Annotated in this window: 19 protein-coding genes; all 19 read left to right on the top strand. The window is 41.0% G+C overall.

The window, feature by feature from the left end:
• Nucleotide 1: 1 nt before the first annotated feature.
• Genes MJO47_RS13635 through MJO47_RS13545 form a run of 19 tightly spaced genes read left to right on the top strand, consistent with a single transcriptional unit; the run spans nucleotide 2 to nucleotide 19915 of the window.
• Nucleotides 2-253, top strand: a complete 252-nt coding sequence (locus tag MJO47_RS13635) for an acyl carrier protein (RefSeq protein WP_253961662.1) — start codon at nucleotides 2-4, stop codon at nucleotides 251-253.
• A 9-nt stretch (nucleotides 254-262) separates the two neighbouring features.
• Nucleotides 263-1408 carry an acyl-CoA dehydrogenase family protein gene (locus tag MJO47_RS13630; protein ID WP_253961661.1) on the top strand — a complete coding sequence of 382 codons (1146 nt, stop codon included), beginning with the start codon at nucleotides 263-265 and terminating at the stop codon, nucleotides 1406-1408.
• 5 nt (nucleotides 1409-1413) lie between these two features.
• Complete coding sequence (locus tag MJO47_RS13625) at nucleotides 1414-3000, top strand: amino acid adenylation domain-containing protein (protein WP_253961901.1); 1587 nt, start codon at nucleotides 1414-1416, stop codon at nucleotides 2998-3000.
• A 12-nt stretch (nucleotides 3001-3012) separates the two neighbouring features.
• Complete coding sequence (locus MJO47_RS13620) at nucleotides 3013-4077, top strand: amidohydrolase family protein (protein ID WP_253961660.1); 1065 nt, start codon at nucleotides 3013-3015, stop codon at nucleotides 4075-4077.
• A gap of 30 nt (nucleotides 4078-4107) precedes the next feature.
• Nucleotides 4108-5241, top strand: a complete 1134-nt coding sequence (locus MJO47_RS13615) for an acyltransferase family protein (protein WP_253961659.1) — start codon at nucleotides 4108-4110, stop codon at nucleotides 5239-5241.
• A 41-nt stretch (nucleotides 5242-5282) separates the two neighbouring features.
• On the top strand, nucleotides 5283-6281 hold the full coding sequence (locus MJO47_RS13610) for a GNAT family N-acetyltransferase (protein WP_253961658.1): 999 nt from the start codon (nucleotides 5283-5285) through the stop codon (nucleotides 6279-6281).
• 35 nt (nucleotides 6282-6316) lie between these two features.
• Nucleotides 6317-7276: a polysaccharide deacetylase family protein gene (locus MJO47_RS13605; protein WP_253961657.1), complete on the top strand. Its 960-nt coding sequence runs from the start codon at nucleotides 6317-6319 to the stop codon at nucleotides 7274-7276.
• A gap of 20 nt (nucleotides 7277-7296) precedes the next feature.
• Nucleotides 7297-8196 (top strand): glycosyltransferase family 2 protein, encoded by a 900-nt coding sequence (locus MJO47_RS13600; RefSeq protein ID WP_253961656.1) that lies wholly within the window; start codon nucleotides 7297-7299, stop codon nucleotides 8194-8196.
• Complete coding sequence (locus MJO47_RS13595) at nucleotides 8168-9655, top strand: lipopolysaccharide biosynthesis protein (RefSeq protein ID WP_253961655.1); 1488 nt, start codon at nucleotides 8168-8170, stop codon at nucleotides 9653-9655. The genes MJO47_RS13600 and MJO47_RS13595 overlap by 29 nt, the downstream gene beginning before the upstream one ends.
• Before the next feature lie 38 nt (nucleotides 9656-9693).
• On the top strand, nucleotides 9694-10911 hold the full coding sequence (locus tag MJO47_RS13590; protein ID WP_253961654.1) for an O-antigen ligase: 1218 nt from the start codon (nucleotides 9694-9696) through the stop codon (nucleotides 10909-10911).
• 4 nt (nucleotides 10912-10915) lie between these two features.
• Nucleotides 10916-12055: a glycosyltransferase gene (locus tag MJO47_RS13585; RefSeq protein WP_253961653.1), complete on the top strand. Its 1140-nt coding sequence runs from the start codon at nucleotides 10916-10918 to the stop codon at nucleotides 12053-12055.
• A gap of 49 nt (nucleotides 12056-12104) precedes the next feature.
• On the top strand, nucleotides 12105-12716 hold the full coding sequence (locus MJO47_RS13580; protein WP_253961652.1) for a GNAT family N-acetyltransferase: 612 nt from the start codon (nucleotides 12105-12107) through the stop codon (nucleotides 12714-12716).
• A complete protein-coding gene (locus MJO47_RS13575; protein ID WP_253961651.1) occupies nucleotides 12713-13834 on the top strand; it encodes a peptidoglycan bridge formation glycyltransferase FemA/FemB family protein in 1122 nt (373 codons plus the stop codon). Before MJO47_RS13580 ends, MJO47_RS13575 begins: the two co-directional genes overlap by 4 nt.
• 22 nt (nucleotides 13835-13856) lie before the next feature.
• The gene (locus tag MJO47_RS13570) at nucleotides 13857-15056 is read left to right on the top strand and encodes a glycosyltransferase family 2 protein (RefSeq protein ID WP_253961650.1); all 1200 of its coding nucleotides are present in this window, start codon (nucleotides 13857-13859) and stop codon (nucleotides 15054-15056) included.
• Nucleotides 15057-15079: 23 nt separating this feature from the next.
• Nucleotides 15080-15643, top strand: coding sequence for a DapH/DapD/GlmU-related protein (locus MJO47_RS13565; protein ID WP_253961649.1), 564 nt, complete (start codon nucleotides 15080-15082; stop codon nucleotides 15641-15643).
• A gap of 32 nt (nucleotides 15644-15675) precedes the next feature.
• Complete coding sequence (locus MJO47_RS13560) at nucleotides 15676-16827, top strand: glycosyltransferase (protein ID WP_253961648.1); 1152 nt, start codon at nucleotides 15676-15678, stop codon at nucleotides 16825-16827.
• A complete protein-coding gene (locus tag MJO47_RS13555) occupies nucleotides 16817-17458 on the top strand; it encodes a polysaccharide deacetylase family protein (protein WP_253961647.1) in 642 nt (213 codons plus the stop codon). Before MJO47_RS13560 ends, MJO47_RS13555 begins: the two co-directional genes overlap by 11 nt.
• A gap of 15 nt (nucleotides 17459-17473) precedes the next feature.
• The gene (locus MJO47_RS15675; RefSeq protein WP_253961646.1) at nucleotides 17474-18871 is read left to right on the top strand and encodes a GMC oxidoreductase; all 1398 of its coding nucleotides are present in this window, start codon (nucleotides 17474-17476) and stop codon (nucleotides 18869-18871) included.
• A 48-nt stretch (nucleotides 18872-18919) separates the two neighbouring features.
• On the top strand, nucleotides 18920-19915 hold the full coding sequence (locus MJO47_RS13545; RefSeq protein ID WP_253961900.1) for an NAD(P)-dependent oxidoreductase: 996 nt from the start codon (nucleotides 18920-18922) through the stop codon (nucleotides 19913-19915).
• Nucleotides 19916-19919 lie beyond the last annotated feature (4 nt).

Below are 19919 nucleotides of genomic sequence, written 5' to 3'. Positions count from 1 at the left end.
TATGTCAACGAATGATCTGATCAAAAACTTTATACTAACGGAACTGATTCCCGATGGAAATGTTGTAGATCTCACTGATGCAACTCCTCTTATTGATTCAGGCATTATTGATTCTCTTGGTATCATGACTTTGCTTGGCTACCTGGAATCCACCTTCTCTCTCCAAATTTCAGGGGACGATTTGATTCCCGAGAATTTTGGATCCATCGAGACGATTAGCACTTTGGTCGCTCAGAAATGCAGTTGTTTTTAGGAGGCCTCCGTGACTTTTGACATGACTGACGAACAGAGGCTCTGGAGGGAAACCGTTATCAAGTTTGCTCAAAACGAACTTGCCTACGACGTGACAGCCTATGAGAATTCTGGTGAGTTTCCTTGGGAGGCGTGGCGCAAATGTGCTGATATGCAGTTGATGGCCTTGCCCTTTTCCGAGGACTACGGTGGGTGCGGCAGTGATTTCATGACAACCGTCATCACGCTGAATGCCCTGGGTTATGCCTGTAAAGATGCAGGGTTGGTCCACGCACTCGCTACTCAGCTTCTCTGTGGCTTGCAAATAAATCTTTTCGGCAATGAAGCCTTGAAAAAAAGATATCTTCCCCTGCTTTGCAGCGGTGAAAAAATTTTCGCCCAGGCCATCACCGAGCCGGCCTCTGGTTCGGATGCCTTTGCCATGAGGACTACCGCAGTGCTCAAGGGCGGGGCTTATCTTCTTAATGGCAACAAAGTGTTTATTTCCAATGGTCCCCTGGCTGACTTCGTTATTGTATTCGCCGTGACGAATCCCGAGAAGAAAACGCTGGGCGGCTTGTCCTGTCTGCTCGTGGAGAGGGGAATGTCAGGTTTTGAGCAAGCCAAACCCTTAAAAAAAATGGGCCTGAATACTCTGCAAAATGGGGAGCTCTTTTTTGACAACTGTGAGGTTTCGGTAAGTGAACTTCTGGGCAAAGAGGGGCAGGGGGCCATCCTGTTTAATGAGTCGATGGAATGGGAACGCAGCCTGTTGCCCGCGGCGCACTTGGGCACACTGGAAAGAATTTTCGAAATTTCCCTGAAATATGCCCGTGAACGTAGTGCCTTTGGCAAGTCCATCGGCAGTTATCAGGCAATTGCCAACAAGATCACCACGATGAAGATGAACCTCGAGTTGGGTAAAGGCATTCTGCATAAGTGCGCGCTGATCAAAGACAGCAAAAAAAGAGCTTCTCTTGAAGCATCTATCTGCAAACTGTTCATCAGTGAAAGCCTGAAGCAGGCCTGTCTCGATGCGGTACAGATACACGGTGGATATGGCTATATGTGTGAATATGAGGTGGAGCGTGATCTTCGCGACAGTCTAGCTGCCACTATCTATTCAGGTACGTCCGAGATGCAGCACAACATTATTGCCCGAATGATTGGATTGTGAAGAGCATGAAAAATTGTCTATTGCAGCACTATCTGAAAGATGCGGCACTCAGGTGGCCGGAGAAGACAGCCCTGACGGACGGAAGCAAGTCCATCAGCTACCGTCAACTGTCTGCTTCAAGCACCAAGGTGGCTCTTTGTCTGCAAGATTTGGGTGTGTTGCGGCAGGATCGGGTAATTATCTATCAACAACGATCCATAGATACGATCACGGCCATCCTTGGCATTCTCAAGGCGGACGCCGTCTATATTCCTATTGACCATAAGACACCCTTCGAAAGATGGGTGCGCATTGTCAGGGATGCCGAACCCAGACTCATTTTGTGCGATGAGAAAACCATGCCCCAGGCGAAAGCAGCCCTCGAATGCCTTGGCGTCGCCATCCCCATGATGTTGATGAGTGACCAAGAAGTTCCTTTGTCGGGGGCCGTACCTCAATGTTTGAACCTTGTGGCCGAAGAAAACACGGATAGGGCTGAGCCTCCTTGTGCCAACGAAGAAGACGATCTCGCCTACGTTCTGTACACCTCTGGTTCAACAGGGCAGCCCAAAGGTGTCATGATTTCTCACGCCAATGTCACAACCTATGTCGACTGGGCCGTCAGCAAATTCAACATCACTGAAAAGGATAAAATCCTCGGTACTGCCCCTTTTCATTTTGACATGTCTACCTTCGATATCTATTGCGCGCTCAAGGCGGGCGCGACCCTTTGCGTGGCGTCTGAGCTTATGACGCTTTTCCCTGAAAAGTTGATCCAATTCATTGAGCAACACCAGGTCACGTTGTGGAAGGGAGTAGCCTCGTTGCTGATGTATATGGCCAGAGCCGGGGCTCTCAGGCCTGACTCCATGCCGACACTCACGCAGGTTCTGTTTGCTGGTGAAACCTTACCCACGAAATATCTGATCGACTGGATGACGGTCTTTCCCGAAAAGACTTTTTACAACGCTTACGGACCCACCGAGGCAACAGGGGTTTCCCTTTGTTACTGCGTCAACGAAATCCCTTCCGGTCCCGAAATCCGCATCCCGATTGGCGCTCCCCGGGAGAATATATCCGTCGTGCTGTTGTCCGAGGATGATGGCGAGGTTTTACCGGGGGAGGTGGGTGAGCTGTGCCTTGCCGGAAAAGGCTTGTCCCGGGGGTACCTAAACGACCCACTGAAAACCGATAGGGCTTTTAAGGATAATCCCCTGAGTCCTTCAACTGAAAGAATTTATAAAACAGGCGATCTGGCCCGTAAGTTGCCGAATGGAAATTTTGAATATATAGGCCGCAAGGATCGGCAACTTAAATACATGGGGTATCGGATCGAGGCAGGGGAGATCGAACAGGCTCTTCTGGCCATCCCGCAGGTCAAAGACACCTCCGTCCTTCTCGTGGGATCCAAACTCGATAAAGGATTATCTGAGTTGACCGCGTTCTGGGAGGCTGAAGGTGAAGTGGATATGGTGACGATTGCTTCAGAGCTAAAAAAACGCTTGCCGGCGTACATGATTCCGAAGCGTTTTGTCCGTGTGGAGAAAATGCCCCGCTGCAGTCGAGGGAAGGTTGATTGGAGCCTTCTTGAAAAATCATATCTGGGTATATAGGCAGGGGAAGAAATGGACCAAAAAGCCGTACAAAATGCCTTGAACACGATCCGCGAGATCAAAGGCTCTCATACGTTTTACGATATACATGTCCATCCCTTCGAGGTGATGTTCGATGCGTGTCAGTATCGACATTCACCAGGCTATGACGGTTTGTATTGCTCCAGCTCGAGTACATATAAGGCTCCAGAAATTACCGAAGTCAATCTGCATCAGGATCTGGCGAAACCAGGCGAAACTCTGGACCCAAAATACCGGGCGATGGCTTGTCTGTTGAACGCCAGACGGTTTTACAGCCACACAGGCCCGGTGGTGTTCGCGGATCAGATGGCGCTATGTGGGATTGATAAAGTTTTGCTGCTTCCTGTGATGGCTGAAAACGAGAGCGGAGAAGCGCAGATGAACGCCATGTGCCGGATGTTTGGGCAGAGTGATAAGTTCATGACTGCATACTCTGTGCCTAACGACATCCCCAATGACGATGTCGACGCCCAAATGGGGAGGATCGTTGCGAAGTATAACGTCAGGGCGCTAAAAATACACCCGAGTGTAACCGGCATTGATCTGGGTTGTCAGAAAGGGATCGACAGAGTCGAAAGTCTGCTTGCAGCCGCCAACAACAACGGACTGAAGGTTGTCATACACGGAGGAAAGAGCCCTAATTGCAAAAACAGTCAAGCTATTTCCTATGGCATCATTCAAAACCTGCGAAACATCGATTGGTCCATTATTTCCGAACCGGTAATTATCGCGCATGGTGGATGTTTCGGATACGGATATGAAGAAGCGAAGGAAACAATTGTTCCGATTCTGCTCAATTTGTTTGAGAGTCATGATCACCTGTCATTTGATACATCAGCAATTGGGATAGAGCTCCTTTCTCATCTGTTTGAACGTTTTGATTCTAAAAGAATATTATTTGGGTCAGATGCTCTCTATGAAAAACAATGGATATCTATTTTAAAGCTATGGTGTGGGTTGACGTTGTCAAACAAAAAATTAGAAAAATCACTTTTGGATATATTATGTTTAAATGCAATTAAAATATTCGAAGTTAAAAAAGTTATGTCAATATAACGTCATGCATAAACAAGCAAAGGTTTTTATATGCGTTATTATTATCTTGATTTTGCTAGAGGAATTTTAATGAGCCTTGGAGTTGTAATACATGCAGCCCAGGTATTTAGTTTGTCGCCTTACCACATTAAAAGTAAAGTAACCAGTATATTTTATGAAAACATTGTTTTTGTAATTCATAGTTTTAGAATGCAAAGTTTTTATATCATAGCTGGATTTTTTAGTATACTTTTAATTGAAAAAATCGGTTTAAGAAAATTTTTAATAAATAGATTAAAAAGACTGTTATTGCCTATGCTATTTTGTGGTATTTGCTTAAACACAGTTATGAATTTGTTTAGTAATGAATACGATGGCAACTTAAATTTTGTTTTTAATGTGAACTACTGGCTAGGGGGTGCCTGGATTTCTCATTTATGGTTCATAGCCAATCTACTTGTCTATGTTGCTTTGCTGTCAATTATATTTTTCTATAAAAATATCTTCAATAAATTAAACCTAGAGAATAAGAAAATAAATTTATTTGCGATTTTTATTTTGGTGCCTACAGCATCATTTTTATTAGTTAGGATTGGTTGGCGTTTGCCTGATTGGCCTTTTGGTGAAAAATTTATTATTTTTAACGTCAGTAATATTTTTTACTATTTCCCTTATTTTGCGCTCGGAATAGTTTTTTATAAAAATAAAAGATTGTATCAGAGTATTTTTAAATACTATTATTTGTTCCTTTTTGTTTCCATAACTTTATTGATAATCATTATAAGTGTAAAATATATCGGAACATATGGTAGAGTTATAGAGATATTGTTGGGAATCCTAGCGTTAAGTAATTCATTTTTTATTATGAGCTGTTTTAAAAAATTTTTTGATAGCAAAAGTGTAATAATCAAAAGGCTATCTGATTCATCCTATACGATTTATTTATTACATCAGCCAATTATAGTAATAGTTGCGAGTTATATCGTAGAAACAAAAATAAGTAACCTTTTTCAGTTTTTGTCTATTATAGTTATAACATGGACATCGAGTTTTTTAATACACATTATTTTGATTGAGAAATTAAATGTATTAAGTATTCTGTTAAACGGTAAAAATTCAATATATAAAAAAAATAATTATACACCCCAATTCAAAAAAGCTGAAGAAGAGAATGTAGTTATGTAGATATAAAAAATAAAGAATGTTCCTGATAAAAAAGATCATACATGAAAAAATTTGACTTGTCGAAACCTGCGATGAAGATACGTGACTTTGAACAGAGGGATATTGAAGACTGCATCAGACTGTTGCAAGTTGGGCATACCCCCGATTTTACCCGGAGGCGGTTTGAGTGGCTCCATTTCCAGAACCCCATGGCCCCATCACGTATTGTCGTGGCCGAACACGAGGGCCGAATTGTCGGATTGTATTCGGCCATTAAGAAGCATGTACGTATCGATGGAAAAAGATTCATTGGTGCCCGCGATGTCGACCCGGTTGTTCACCCAGATTTTCGCAATAAGGGCATTTTCAAAAGCATGCTTGATCATGCCTTGAAGCACTACACAGAGATAGACTTTCATTTCAACTTTGCCAACACCGTCTCTAAGGCCGGTTTTCTGAGCCAAGGGTGGCAAGAAGTAGGTTCGATCAACGATTGTCTTCATCAGGTGAATTACGATCATCTTCTGTCGAAAAAGTTTTTGTTGTTCATGCTCAGTAACCTCAAGCCGGTTGATACTTGTCGGATAGCTTGGCCGCTTGAGGCCTTGAATTGTCAGCAATTTTCCTCCTTTGTAACAAATGATCATGCAGGGGTAATTGTAGAGAGAACATACGAGTATTTGACTTGGCGTTACACACACAATCCGTTGAACACGTATTCTAATATTGCAGACGGGCCAGGACCCGAATTGCAAAAGTTTGCAATAGGAAAGTTTGATCAGTTAAACGGAGGTTTCATTCTACATGATTTTTTTGTCTCCAAAAATAGTTTGGACCACTCCGTGGATTATGTAGTGAATTTTGTCAAAGACAACAACTTTTCTACATTGCGCACCTGGCGGACTTGTTTACCGGTACTTCGGTCGCAAATGGTATGCAATCCGTATAATCGACATTCAACATTGAGATTGCTGGTTAGAAAGCGATCTCAACATGTTTCGGATGCAATTTATGATTTGAATAAATGGATACTGACACCAGGTGATCTTGAAATCATGTGACAGTGCAAGCAGGTGGAATTTTAGCGGAGAGAAAAATGAAGCTTTTTATCACCATCGATACAGAAGAAGACAACTGGGCCAATTACAGCCGGACAGATAACCCGGTCGAAAATATACGAAAGATAGTGGAGCTGCAGGCTTTGTTTGATCGGTACGGCGCTCGGCCGACCTACTTGGTTAGCTATCCTGTCGCCACCAATCCTGAGTCTGTATCCATTCTACGGCGTATCCTTGAGCAGCGGAAATGCGAGATCGGAGCACATTGCCATCCCTGGAATACACCTCCATTTGAAGAAGAATTAAATGATTTCAATACCATGTTGTGTAACCTGCCAGAACCTTTGATTCTGAAAAAGCTGACGACATTGCATGAAGCGATTGTTAAAAACTTTGGTGTGACCCCCGTGTCGTTTCGTGCCGGTCGGTGGGGTTTCAGTTCAGGCGTAGCAAGATCTCTGGCGAAACTTAATTACAGAGTAGATACCTCGGTGTCGCCTTATATTGACTGGAGTGAATATGATGGCCCTGATTTCTCAAATTTTTCACCTGCTCCGTATAGATTCGATCCAGACGATATCGGGACACCTAATCCTGGTGGGGCTCTAATGCAGATGCCAGCGACTGTTGCGTTTCTGCAACGTGACTTTGAGAGTTGCAGGCAATTTAGTAAAACACTTGAGACCAGTTTAGGAAAAAAATTAAGGTTAAAAGGCATATATCATTGTTTAGGTTTGTTAAATAAAGCATGGTTTTCACCTGAAGTTTCAGACCATAAAACATTGATTAAGCTTGTGTATAGAATGAAAATGGAAGGTTTCCCTTGTATGAACATGTCCTTTCATTCAACAACGCTAAAGATCGGTTTAAGCCCTTTTGTGAAAAATAAATATGAAGAAAGAAAATTTTATTTCAAAATTGAGAAGCTATTATCATACATAAATAATAAAAATATAGAAATTGTACTACTAAAAAATATAGGTAAATCAATTTTTTGAAATTTACATGGGGCTATTAAATGAAACCAAAAATAAGTGTAATAATACCAACGTATAACAGGGAAAAACTTATAACAGAAACTATTGAATCAGTTTTCAATCAGACCTACAAAGATATTGAAATAATTGTTATAGATGATGGTTCCACCGATAATACTGTGAATATTGTTAAAAAATTGCAGGAGCAATCTAAATTGCCTTTTCGAGTAGAATTGCTTCTAGAAAACTTAGGAGTTTCTGCAGCTAGAAACCTAGGAGTATTTTTGGCTAAAGGTGATTATGTATCTTTTCTTGACTCAGATGATTATTGGTTTTCAGATAAACTTAAAAAGCAAATAGAATTTTTAGATAGTAATCAGGAATTCATAGGTGTTGGAAGTGGTGTCGCGTATACAAATTATAATAATAGAGAAATAGTAAATTTTAGAAAACAAACAAAGCTGAACAAAGAAAATGAAAAATATGAACTGTTATATCAATGTTATATAGTCACATCCTGTTTTTTAATAAGAAAAGAAGCTCTAATATTGGCAGGATTGTTTGATGTTCGTCTTAGCAAAACTGAAGATAGAGATCTGTGGTGGCGTTTGCCGCGCTTCGGTAGGCTTGGTTATATTGATGAACCTCTTGTAAGATATTTGGTTCATAACGAAAGTATAAGTAAAATTCAGAGTAAAAATACAGCCAAAACATATATCCCAGCACTTGATAGAACGCTTTGGTATTATCGCGACAGTCTTTCAAAAAAGCAAATCGACAATATTTGGGCCAATGCCTACATGATGATTGCTTATGATTCCGCTAACGCAGGAGACAATATATCAACAATTAAAAATATTATTAAAAGCTTTCGTTACGGAAACGTTAATATTCCGTCATTGAGATTTATGATTGCATCCATTTACAAATCAATATTTTAATTCTTTTTGGATATTGGATCTAATTATGAGGCTTAGGTCACAGGTTTTAAGTGGATTAAGATGGACAGCGGGAGCTAGGTTTTCAGCCCAGATTATTACTTGGGCCATTACCCTTTATATTATAAGACTCCTGTCTCCTGCTGATTATGGTTTGATGGAGCTTGCCCTGGTCTTTGTTGCCTTCCTGACCCTATTGAATGAATTAGGCCTTGGGGCAGCTGTCGTTCAGCATAAAAACCTTGATCATAATTCCCTTCGGTCCCTTTTTGGTCTTGTTCTTTTTGTGAGTACCCTGTTTTACACTCTACTTACGATTTTGGCTCCCGTCATTGCCAATTTTTATGAGGAACCGAGGTTGACTTCCTTGATCAGGGTGTTGTCCCTACAATTTTTGTTAATGGGTTTCACCGTTCTGCCGCAGTCTCTGCTGCTTAGAGACATGGCGTTTCGCAAGATAGCTTCTGTCGATTTCGTTTCTGCCATTTCAGGTTCCATTGTTACTTTGACCCTGGCAGTTGCCGGGTTCGGTGTTTGGTCCCTGGTCTGGGGCAGTCTCGCAATACGTGTTGTGTCTCTAGTGGGGCTGAATTTGGTGCGGCCATTTGTCCATATTCCATGCCTAAAAATGGCAGGCATGGGGGATTTCATTTCTTTTGGCGGGTATGTGACTCTTTCCCGAGTGCTCTGGTATTTTTACTCTCGAGCAGATGTGCTGATCATAGGGAAAATTTTTGGCAAAGAATTGCTTGGGTTTTATGCGGTTGGGCTTTATCTGGCCTCACTACCCATGGAAAAAATATCGGGGATTTTGAACCAGGTGGCATTTCCGGCATTTGCCAGCGTTCAATCAGACCCAGAGCTTGCGGGCAGGCATTTTCTTAAGGCTATACGTGTTCTGAGTTTTTTTGCATTTCCGGTTCTTTGGGGGATTTCCAGTATTGCCCCAGAGATAGTAAACCTGTTTTTAGGTATTAAATGGGCGGATGCCGCTCTGCCGCTTCAGGTCATCGCTCTGGTAATTCCCCTTCGTATGGTCAGCAATCTATTCAATCCGGCCCTGCTTGGAGCGGGAAGGGCCGATTTTTCCTTTGAAAATTCACTTGTCGCTTTTCTTGTTATGCCAATAGCGTTTTGGATCGGATCCAACTGGGGGCTCTTGGGGGTCAGTATGGCGTGGGTCATCGCATTCCCACTTGTTTTTTGTGTGAATCTTTTACGGGTAAAAAGGGTGCTGGCTATCGCGGTTTCAGATGTTTTAAAAGCGTTGCGCATGCCCTTTTTGTCTGGATTTATAATGTATTGCGGGGTTCTTCTTGTCAAAAGAACGCCGGTGATGAGTATCCATATGGTGCCAAAATTTGTTGTGTATATTGGGAGTGGAGTCGTTATTTACCTGTTAATGTCACTAATTTTTAACCGCAATGGGTTAAATGAAATCAGGGCAATTGCAAAAACATGACCGATTTTATAAAGAAAAAAACACATGATCCTACTCACATGAGTGCTAAAGACAAACCGGTTTTTATGGTTTTTTGTCTTTGGACATTTGTACTTTTGTGTCGCCCCCAGGATATTTTTACACTTATGCAACCCGTAAGGCCCGCTTTTACCGTAGGGTTTGTCCTAATGATATTCGCCTTTCTTTATTCTAAAAACATTGATTTCAAAATTCACTTTAAAGAAAGGCAGGTTAAATATTATTTTTCTTTGATTCTGATTATGATAATCGGAATACCTTTTTCATTATATCCTCGTCTTTCATTTATGTTGATTTTTAATAACTATATGTCGATTATTGTCTTCTTCTTGTTTTTTATAAATCTAGTTAATACAATAAAAAGATTGTTAGCCGTTCTTTTAATCGGTTGTTTCGGAAGTGGGCTTTATCTTACCTTTGCACTGGTTACAGGGAAGTTAGGTACCAGTAGGCTATCATTCAGCGATACATTTGACCCAAATGATCTGGCGTTTTTTGCTTTAAGTTTCCTTTGGTTGAACCTTATTTTCATATCTCGCGGCTATCCATTCTTGATCAGGGTCGCATGTATCGGCAGTTTCTTTGTCGGGGTGTCTACTGTTTTTCTAACAGGTTCTCGTGGTGGTTTTCTGGCGTTTGGGCTTGCAATGATGATCATGCTTTTAATGAATTCGGCGATTTTAACGAACTTTCAAAAAATAGCATTTGTGGTCTTCGGCGTTTTTCTGCTGGTGATTATGCCTGTAAAAACAGAGCGTATTCAAACATTGTTCTCTATTGAACAGGACTACAATGTTCAGGAGGAAACTGGCCGACTTGCCATCTGGGGTATCGGTCTGCGGGCTATGGTAGACAATCCCGTGACAGGGGTGGGGGTGGGGTGTTTTAGTAATGCGGTGGGTCTCGACCGTGCAACGAGAGGTGCCGATACACTTAGATGGCAAACAGCTCATAATTCCGCAATACAGATTGGTGCCGAAACCGGCTTTATTGGACTCGCATTATTTCTTTGTTTGAGTCTAAATGTTATTCGGGATATCAAGATTGTAAAAAAAGAAACGACCTCAATTCAACTTAGAAAAATAGCTGAATTGGGTATTGTCGGCTTTGTTGGAATGTTTATTTCAGCCATGTTTTTAAGTCAGGCATACTCTATTTATTGGGTTCTTTATATCGCGATAACTATCACTGCTACTCGTTTATTGAAAAGAGAAAATTCTGCCGTATCTGGGAATTGAGTATATGATCAAATCAAAAACCAAAGTTGCATATATATTAACACCTATTACCTTCGGTGGACTGGAGAAGGTCAGTCTCAACTTTTTAAAGCAGGTTGACCGTGAAAAATATCGTATTCAACCTATACTTTTGATTAGACCGTGGGAAGATGAAACATATTTCGCAAACGAAATTCGAAAACTCGGCTATGAATATTACACTGTGCCAGTTGCAATAACTCCCAACGGTGGTCCCTTGCGGGTACCACGAGTAGCCTGGCGTCTGTACGGTATATTAAAAGAAGGGTCATTTGATGTCGTTCACACGCACGGTTATTTTGCCGATATCTGTGGATTAAGTATGGCCGCTATTTTGGGAATCAAGCGTATTTCTACTTGTCATGGCTTCATTTCAACCGATTTTAAATTGAGAGCCTACAACTCTTTGGATAAGTGGGTTTTGAGGAGATGTGAGAAGGTCATCGCCGTATCTGATGGCATTAAAACGGAACTTTCTCAAGCTGGTATCCAGGGGAGGTCTATCGTAACAATTCCAAACGCAGTGGCTGTACCTGCTTTATCCGAAACGCAAGAATACCGTCATAACACCAGAAATAATTTGGGGGTTTCCAAAGAGGATTACCTTCTTGGATATGTGGGACGTCTTAGTTCTGAAAAGGGGGGAATACATCTTGTTGAAGCGTTTGCCCTGTTGGTTGATTCGGGTGTTAGAGCAAAGCTTTTGATCGTCGGTGATGGACCTGAAAAAGACGCTTTAATTCAATTGTGCAAGTCAAAAGGTATCGATCACCTCGTTAAATTTACAGGGTTTTTGAAAAATGTTGAACAGTTGTTGCCCATTCTTGATCTTTTTGTTCTCCCCTCGTTGACTGAGGGGACCCCTCTTGCGCTACTCGAGGCGATGGCCGCGGGCGTACCTGTTGTGGCAACATCTGTTGGGGGAATTCCAAAGGTAATCAAGGATGACATTAATGGGTCATTGGTTCCTCCCGGTAATCCCAACGCTCTTTATGCGAAAATAAAATGGTTGATCAGCCATCCTGACCATACGGGGCGACTTGCCAAGGAGGGAATGGAAACCATTCGCCGTGACTATGGTGTCGACGAATGGTGCCGAAAAATAGTCGATTGCTACGGTATCTGAATTATGAATTTCTTTTAGATTAGTCAAACCCTTCAAAGGATTCATTGTCATGAGACTTATTAAAATATTGTATGGCCGCTACAAAGAGCTTTCATTCAAGGAATTTGTCGGTCTCGTGAAAGAATCATTGTTCTTTAGCGAACCAATTCTGGTTTATCAGTACGATATTTCCCAAAGAGTTTCCACTCCAGTGGAACCGGTAGTAGGTGTAACTATTAAAAAAGGGGATTCTCATGACTTAGAACAGGCCCATCGGTTGAATAAACCTGTGCCATGGGAATTTGAGTGCAACAAGTATGATGGCGTCAAAGATTTTTTTGTCGCCAGCGATGAAAATGGTGTCCAACACATCAGTTGGATTTATTATCATGATAATCGCAACAGGCTTCTTTCCTTAGGTCCGCAAGAGGCGGAAATAAAATTTTGTCTGACACTCCCCGCACTCAGGGGGCGTGGAATATATCCAAAGGTTATTCTTACGATTTTAAATTACCTTTCAGAGAGAGGTATCAAGCGGGTCTATATGTGCGTACATCGCGACAACCACTCTTCTATACGAGGGATAGAAAAGGCCGGTTTCCATAATGTTGGTGAAATGGTTCTAAAAAAAATGTTCGGATTCCAATTTTCGCCCCGTTTTGAGACGGCGAGGATTCAATGACTTTGAAGATCGACCACATCAAAGACGAGGATCGCACCTATTGGGATAATTCTCTGGTCAAGTTCCAATATGCCCATCCTTTGAATGCCTATGGGTGGGGAAAGGTAAGAGAGGTGGATGGGTGGAAAGCGACCTATTTCATAGCCAGAGACGGGGATGACATTAGGGGAATGATAATGGTTTTGCGAAAAAATATTCCTTTGACCGGGCACTCGATTATGTATGCGCCAAAAGGGCCATTATGTGATTTAAATGATCAGCAGACCATCAACGCCCTTTTGAAAAGCGTGCAGGAGGAAGGGCAGCGTACCAGGGCGATCTTTTTACGGATTGACCCAAATATAGCTGAAAAATCGATAGACGAAGCCGATGATCCATTTTTGCGTGCCGGTTTCGTTCACCTTGCACATCGATGGTCGTTCTGGAATTCTCCCCGCGATTTGTATCGCATAGATCTCACGCTGGTCTCCAATGAAGAAGAACTGTTCAACACTCTGGATCGTGATGCACGTCGATGTGTACGCAAGGCAGAAAAAGAGGGGGTATTCATCAGGCCCGCTCAATCGAAGGATGATTTACAGAAATTTTATGAAATATTCAGTGCATTTACTGTAGGCAAAGGTTTCATGTGCCGACAATACCGATATCAGGAGAAACTCTGGGATGAATATATCGCCAGAGGTAATGGACGACTGTTCCTGGCGATTTACAAGGGGGAGATTATTGGCGGTTTGATATGTCTCAAACATGCAGGAAAATGTCTCGCCATGCACATGGGAACGCCCTCGCAGTACAATAGATTGCAGACCTATTATGCCTATGTATGGGAAAGTATTCGTTGGGCTTGGGAAAACGATTGCCAGTGGTACAGTTTCAGGGGGGTAGGTACAACACCAACACAAGAAAGTTTCAAGCGAAAGTTCAATCCGAAAATAGCATCACTTGTTGGATATTACGATTTCGCTTTTAAGCCGCTACTTTACAAGGTTTTTTATAATGTTGAATTTGGAATTTTGCCACGAATATGGCGAATGCTCATGGGGCTAAGGAAAGGGTACAAGGGGCTTGGTAATAATGTCAGGAAGATAGTGGCTGTTTCCAGTTCTTCAAATGAGTAGCAATTTATAGAATGTGAAAAATATGTCCGTATTATTAGTACTATATTACATATTTATTATTTCCCTTTTAATTTATGTTGGGCTAGCAACAATATATCTATTGTTTATGGCAGCAAGTTACTTTGTTTTGCCACAAAAAAAGTTGTCAGATAATAAATACCTTAATAGATTTATGATTCTAGTTCCCGCTCACAATGAAGAGCTATTAATAGGAACTCTTTGTCAAAGTCTTCTTCAGGTTAACTACCCTTATGGAAAATATAAAATATTTGTTATCGCTGATAACTGTAATGATAAAACTATTAAAAATGCCAGCGAATATGACGTGGAAATTTTAGAAAGGCATGACCTTGAACACTCCGGCAAAGGTCATGCATTGGCGTGGGCATTAGAAGAAGTGCCTGTCGAAGAATTTGATGCAGTTTTAATGGTAGATGCCGACAATTATGTAGATACAGAAATCTTGCAGGATTTGAATAGGCATATTAACAGCGGAGAAAAAGCCATCCAATGTTATAACGCAGTCGGAAATCGTGATGACAGCTGGTTTACACAGCTTCTATATGTATCCAGGACTATAGGAAATCTGCTTTATCACGAATCAAAATATAGACTGGGACTTTCTTCTTATCTTATGGGGAACGGACTCTGTTTCAATGCAAAACTTCTTCAAGAGCGGGGATGGACAGCTTTTTCGACGGGTGAAGATTGGGAATACTATGCGCAACTGATAGAATCTGACGTAAAAATTAGTTTTGCCTCGGAAGCCAAAGTTTATCATCAGGAATCTAGATCTCTTGATCAGGCTACCAGTCAACGTTTAAGGTGGTCGAGCGGAAGGTTCCATATTGCGAAAACATTAGGTCTTAAGCTGATGTCAAAGGGAATTGTAAATAAAAACATAATAGTTTTAGATGCTTCCATGCCATTGATATTGCCTAATTATTCACTATTAGTTAACTTAACCCTGGTTTCTGCACTTTTAACTTTAATGGTTCCTGAAGGTGAATTTAAGACCTTTGCAGCTATAACTATTACTCTAATTATTGTAAATCAACTTGTTCTTTTTTTAATGGGTCTAATTTTAGCAGGGTCTCCGAGAAAGACGATGTTTGCCCTAATTTATGTCCCAGTATTTCTGGTTTGGAAATTAATTATTGATATCTTGACTTTTACAGGTATATATAAAGGCAATAAATGGGTGAGAACCAATCGACATTAATATAGTACAAATAAGGCAAAATTATGAAATGTGAAGATTTTCAAAAAACTATCTATTATCTAAATGGACTATTGCTTAAAAGAAAAATAAAAATAAAAGGTTTTGTAAAAAGCATAGGGAAAACTATTATAAATAATAAAAGTGGAGAAATATTTATAGGCAACAGGACCTGTCTGTGGCCTGAAGTAAAATTATCCGTTATTTCTTCACCGCTATACCCAAATCCAAAAATTGAAATAGGTAAATTCACTTCAATCGGAGATAGATCACAAATTCATTGCGGTAACTTTGTATCAATAGGTGACTACGTTCTTATATCATGGGAAGTAAACATTATTGAGTATGATTATCATGCGCCAGGTGGTGGTGTTCCTGAGTCCAGGCCAATCATTATTGAAGACGAAGTGTGGATTGGTGCAAGGTGTATAATTACAAAAGGTGTAAAGATTGGTAAAGGGTCAATCGTAGCTGCTGGTTCAGTTGTTACTAAAGATGTGCCGCCATCTTGTCTTGTTGCTGGAAACCCGGCCAAATTCATCAAGCATATTGCATCATGGCGTGGAAGTCAGCCCTTTTCTCTTATTTAAAGTATTGAGTTTAATTTTATGGAAGTTAGAAAATGAATTATAAAAAAAAAATAAATTTAATGCATCTTGTTTTGAGTTTGGAAACTGGTGGAATGGAAAGATTTATATACGAACATTGCCTTGCTGTTGACAAGGAAAAATTTAATGTATCAGTATGTTGCATAGATAGACTTGGAGGTTTTTATCAGAAACTAATTGATGAAAAAATAGATGTCTCACTTTTTCAAAAAAATCAAAACCATTTCGATTTTTTATTCGCATTTAGACTAAGTAAGTTATTGAAAAAAAATAAAGTCGATGTGCTACATACACATCCTGGGTCATTTTACCATGGCAGTTTAGGCGGTTTTATAGCGAGAGTGCCTGTTGTTTTATATACCGAACATGGTAGACATTTAATAGAACCAAAGTTTCTAAAATATTTTGATAAAATATCAACTTTTTTATCTGATCTCATTGTTACTGTATCTCCCGAACTAAAAACATATTTAATTGAACAAATAAAACTTCCAGGAAATAAAATTACAACGGTTCTCAATGGTGTTAATACAAATACTTTTTTTTCAAGGCCAAAATCTCAAAAGTTATTGCAAGAGTTTTCAATTTCAGCCAAATGTAAAGTTGTTGGAACTGTTGGTCGTTTAGCTGAAGTTAAAGATCACAAAACAACTATTGATGCATTCCGCCGTTTACATTTAATAATTCCAGATTCCAAGTTAATTATAGTCGGTGATGGCGAGTATCTAAATGAACTTAATGATTATGTCGATAGTTCAAAACTAAAAGACAGTGTGGTCTTCTGTGGAAACCGTGAAGATATTCAAGAAATACTAAGTATCCTTGACGTTTTTGTTATGTCCTCATTGTCAGAAGGAACATCTTTCTCCTTGCTTGAATCAATGGCCGCCGAAATACCATCAGTTGTAACAAATGTTGGTGGAAATAAATCTATTATTAAAAATGGCTATAATGGATTCTTGGTTAATATTAAGGACTCCGACAATATTTGTGAAAAATTATTATGCTTGTTGAGAAATAATAACCTTGCAAATAAAATTGGAAAAAATGCAAGAGAATATGTGCTTAATAATTATAGCTTAAAAAAAAATATAGAAAATTATGAGAAAATATATCTAGATTTGTATGAAAAAAATATAGGCCAGAGGCGGAAAAATGAATCATAAATTAAAAAAATTTTTAAAAAAAATTATACCAAGGGCCGTGTTGATTCAGAGACTAAAACATAAAAATGGAAATGTTTTTCTTACCTTTGACGATGGCCCTCACAGTCAACATACTTTAGAAGTTTTATCAATTTTGAAAAAATATAATGCGAGGGCTATGTTTTTTATAGTTGGTGATAGGTTAGTTAGATCTAGGTCAGTTTTAAAAATGATTTCTGATGAAGGGCATTTCATAGGAAATCATTCTTATTCTCATAATGATTTGCACAAATACAATATCTTTAAATATTATAAAGATATTAAAAATTGTCAAAAAGAAATTCTTGTTAACGTGTCTTCCAATGTTAAATTCTTTCGCCCCCCTAATGGGTTGATTAATCTTAAAAGTATTTTTATACCAAGATTGCTTGGCATGAGAATACTTTTATTTACTCTAAATTCAAATGATTGGGATTGTGATTCAATTGAAAAAGCCAAAACTATTGCCAATAATTTGATGAGAGATGTTAATTCGGGAGATATCATTCTAATGCATGATGATAATCCTTATACTCCCTTTATTCTCGAAAAGCTTTTATATTATCTGTATGAGAAAAAAATAAACATGGACATTTCAAATCATATGATTTAGTTAGCGGGGGTATGTGTGGGTAAAAACGTTGTTGTAATTGGTGCCGGGTTGTCGGGTACTTTGATCTGTAATGAATTGTCAAAAATATATAATGTTACACTTTTAGAAATCGGGCCAGAGCATTCAATTCTGTTTCCAAAATATATTTGTAACAATAAAAAATTAGCTGAAGTCGAAACCTTTTGTTATGGGCGTGGGGGCACAACGAATCTTTGGCACAACGGTCTAATTTCAATTCATCCTAAAGATGTCAAGTCTTTATCTTTTAAAGAAGTTCTTGTTGATGCTCAACCATTCATAGACAAGGCTGCTGGCGCCCTTTATTTCACGCATCCTTCCTTTCAAACGGAATATGACAAACTGGTCGAAAATGTTAATTCTCTGTTCAAAAATTTTGTTGTTTTCCCCCATGGAATTGATTGTCTGATTTATCCTAAAAAATTTCATAAACTTACACCCGCGCCTCGAGTAAAAACCTTTTTTCATGTTGAAAATATCGAATTTGTCATAGAGCAGGGCCGAATCTCTCGGGTCACTTTTTCGGTTCAGGGAAATGACCATGCACTAGCGCCGGATATTGTCATTGTTGCGGCCGGTGCCATGGGAACCCCTGGTGTGTTGCAGAAAATGATCCATGCGGCGGGGCTTTCTTGCCACAGTGTGGGGGTTGGTTTTATTGATCACCCCATGGGATTCGTCGGCAAAGTTCGGTTTAAGAAAGATATTTCGCCTGCATTTAAAAAATTATCTTCTTACGACAAGGGAGACTATGTCAGCCGCAATGCCGTGCGTCTGAAAAGCGGCTGCGGTCAATATACCGCAGCCGCTTTTTTCAGGCCTGCCTTGACCATGGATAATCGGTTGTCCATATACAAATACAAGTCCGCTCTGGGGGCCAGTGCCGGTTTGGCTCGGATTAAAAAGGCTTTTTCCTGGAAAATTTTCCATCCTGACATTGTGTCCGAGATTTTCGCTCATCTTTTCGGAGTTAGCATTCCCAGCCGAACATTCAATATTCTATTTATCGCCGAGCAGAAAAGAGGCGGCAATCGTGTCTACTATGATAACGATCAGCTACATGTCGACTGGTCCATCTCTGACGAGGAGATAGGCGCTTATCGCGAAATGCTCAACAGCTTGGCCGGGATGCTGACCGACCTTTCCGAAGAGGTCAATATCCACACTGAAATCACTGACGACTGGCTTTGGTCGGCAGCTCATCATTCGGGTACAACGTCTATGGGTGATAAGGATGATGACCTTATCGACAGTGATCTCAAGGTAAAATTTTGTAAAAATGCCTTTGTCTGTGATGGATCAGTGTTGCAAGAACATTCCTATGCCAATACGGGCCTGGCTATTGGGCAACTGGCGTTCCGCCTGGTCGACCATATTCGCCGAAAAGTCGTATAGGGTACTAGCTTCAGTGGTTCACTTATTATGAGGGGGGATTCGTTGGAAATGGGCGAGAAAGACAGGGTCCTGGTCACAGGTGCCAGCGGTTTTCTGGGGCGACGCATTGTCAAGGCTCTGGTTGAGGATGGTTATTCTGTGCGCGCTCTGGTGCGGCCAACTTCACGGGTTGAGGCTATCCGTTTGCCTGGGGTCGAATTCGCTTTTGGTGATGTGGCCGATATCGACTCTCTCGGACCAGCTTTTGAGGGCATCGGCATGGTGATCCATGCCGCCGCAGACACCAGCGGGTCGGAGGATGGCGCCCGTCGGGTTACGATTGGCGGAACCTCTCATATCCTTGCTCTCTGTGCGCGCTATCATGTTAAAAAACTGGTCTATATCAGTTCTTGCTCTGTTTATGGCGTGGCCGATTGCCAACCTGGACAGGTGCTGGATGAAAATAGCCCCCTCGAACAGTTTCCCGAGAGGAGGGGAGCGTATTCCCAGGCGAAACTGGAAGCAGAGAACCTGGTGACGGCCTGTATGCAGGAGGGGAAGGTTGCTGCAGTTTGTCTGCGCCCCGGAACCATTTATGGCTGTGGCGGTGAAAATTATACGCCTATGCTCGGCTTCAATTGGGCCAATAAGATCTTCGCCGTAATCGGCAACGAAAATTTTGAGCTGCCGCTGGTCTACGTCGATAATCTGGTGCAGGCCATTTGCGCCGCTTTGTCCAGCGAGCGAAGTGTCGGAAAAATCTATAATGTGGTCGACCCAGAGCATGTAGGCAAACGGAAATACATGGACGACTATATCCGTAAGCTCCATCCGGCGGCCCGCGTTTTTTATATCCCCTTGGGCCTGCTGTCAACAGTGGTGGCAATGCAGGAAAAGGTTTTTTCGGTGATGAAGCGTCCCCCTGCTTTAACCCTTTATCGCCTGTGGTCCTCACAGAAACCTGTTGTGTACGACGCCTCCAGGATTGCGGCCGATTTGGGCTGGCAGTCCGGGGTTCCCTTTGCGCAAGCCGTCGAACGCATTGTTTCTTGCGACCAACACTAACCTG

It is taken from the genome of Desulfuromonas sp. KJ2020 (genome assembly GCF_024197615.1).
Lineage (GTDB): Bacteria > Desulfobacterota > Desulfuromonadia > Desulfuromonadales > SZUA-540 > SZUA-540.
This window is presented reverse-complemented; position numbering and strand designations above follow the sequence as displayed.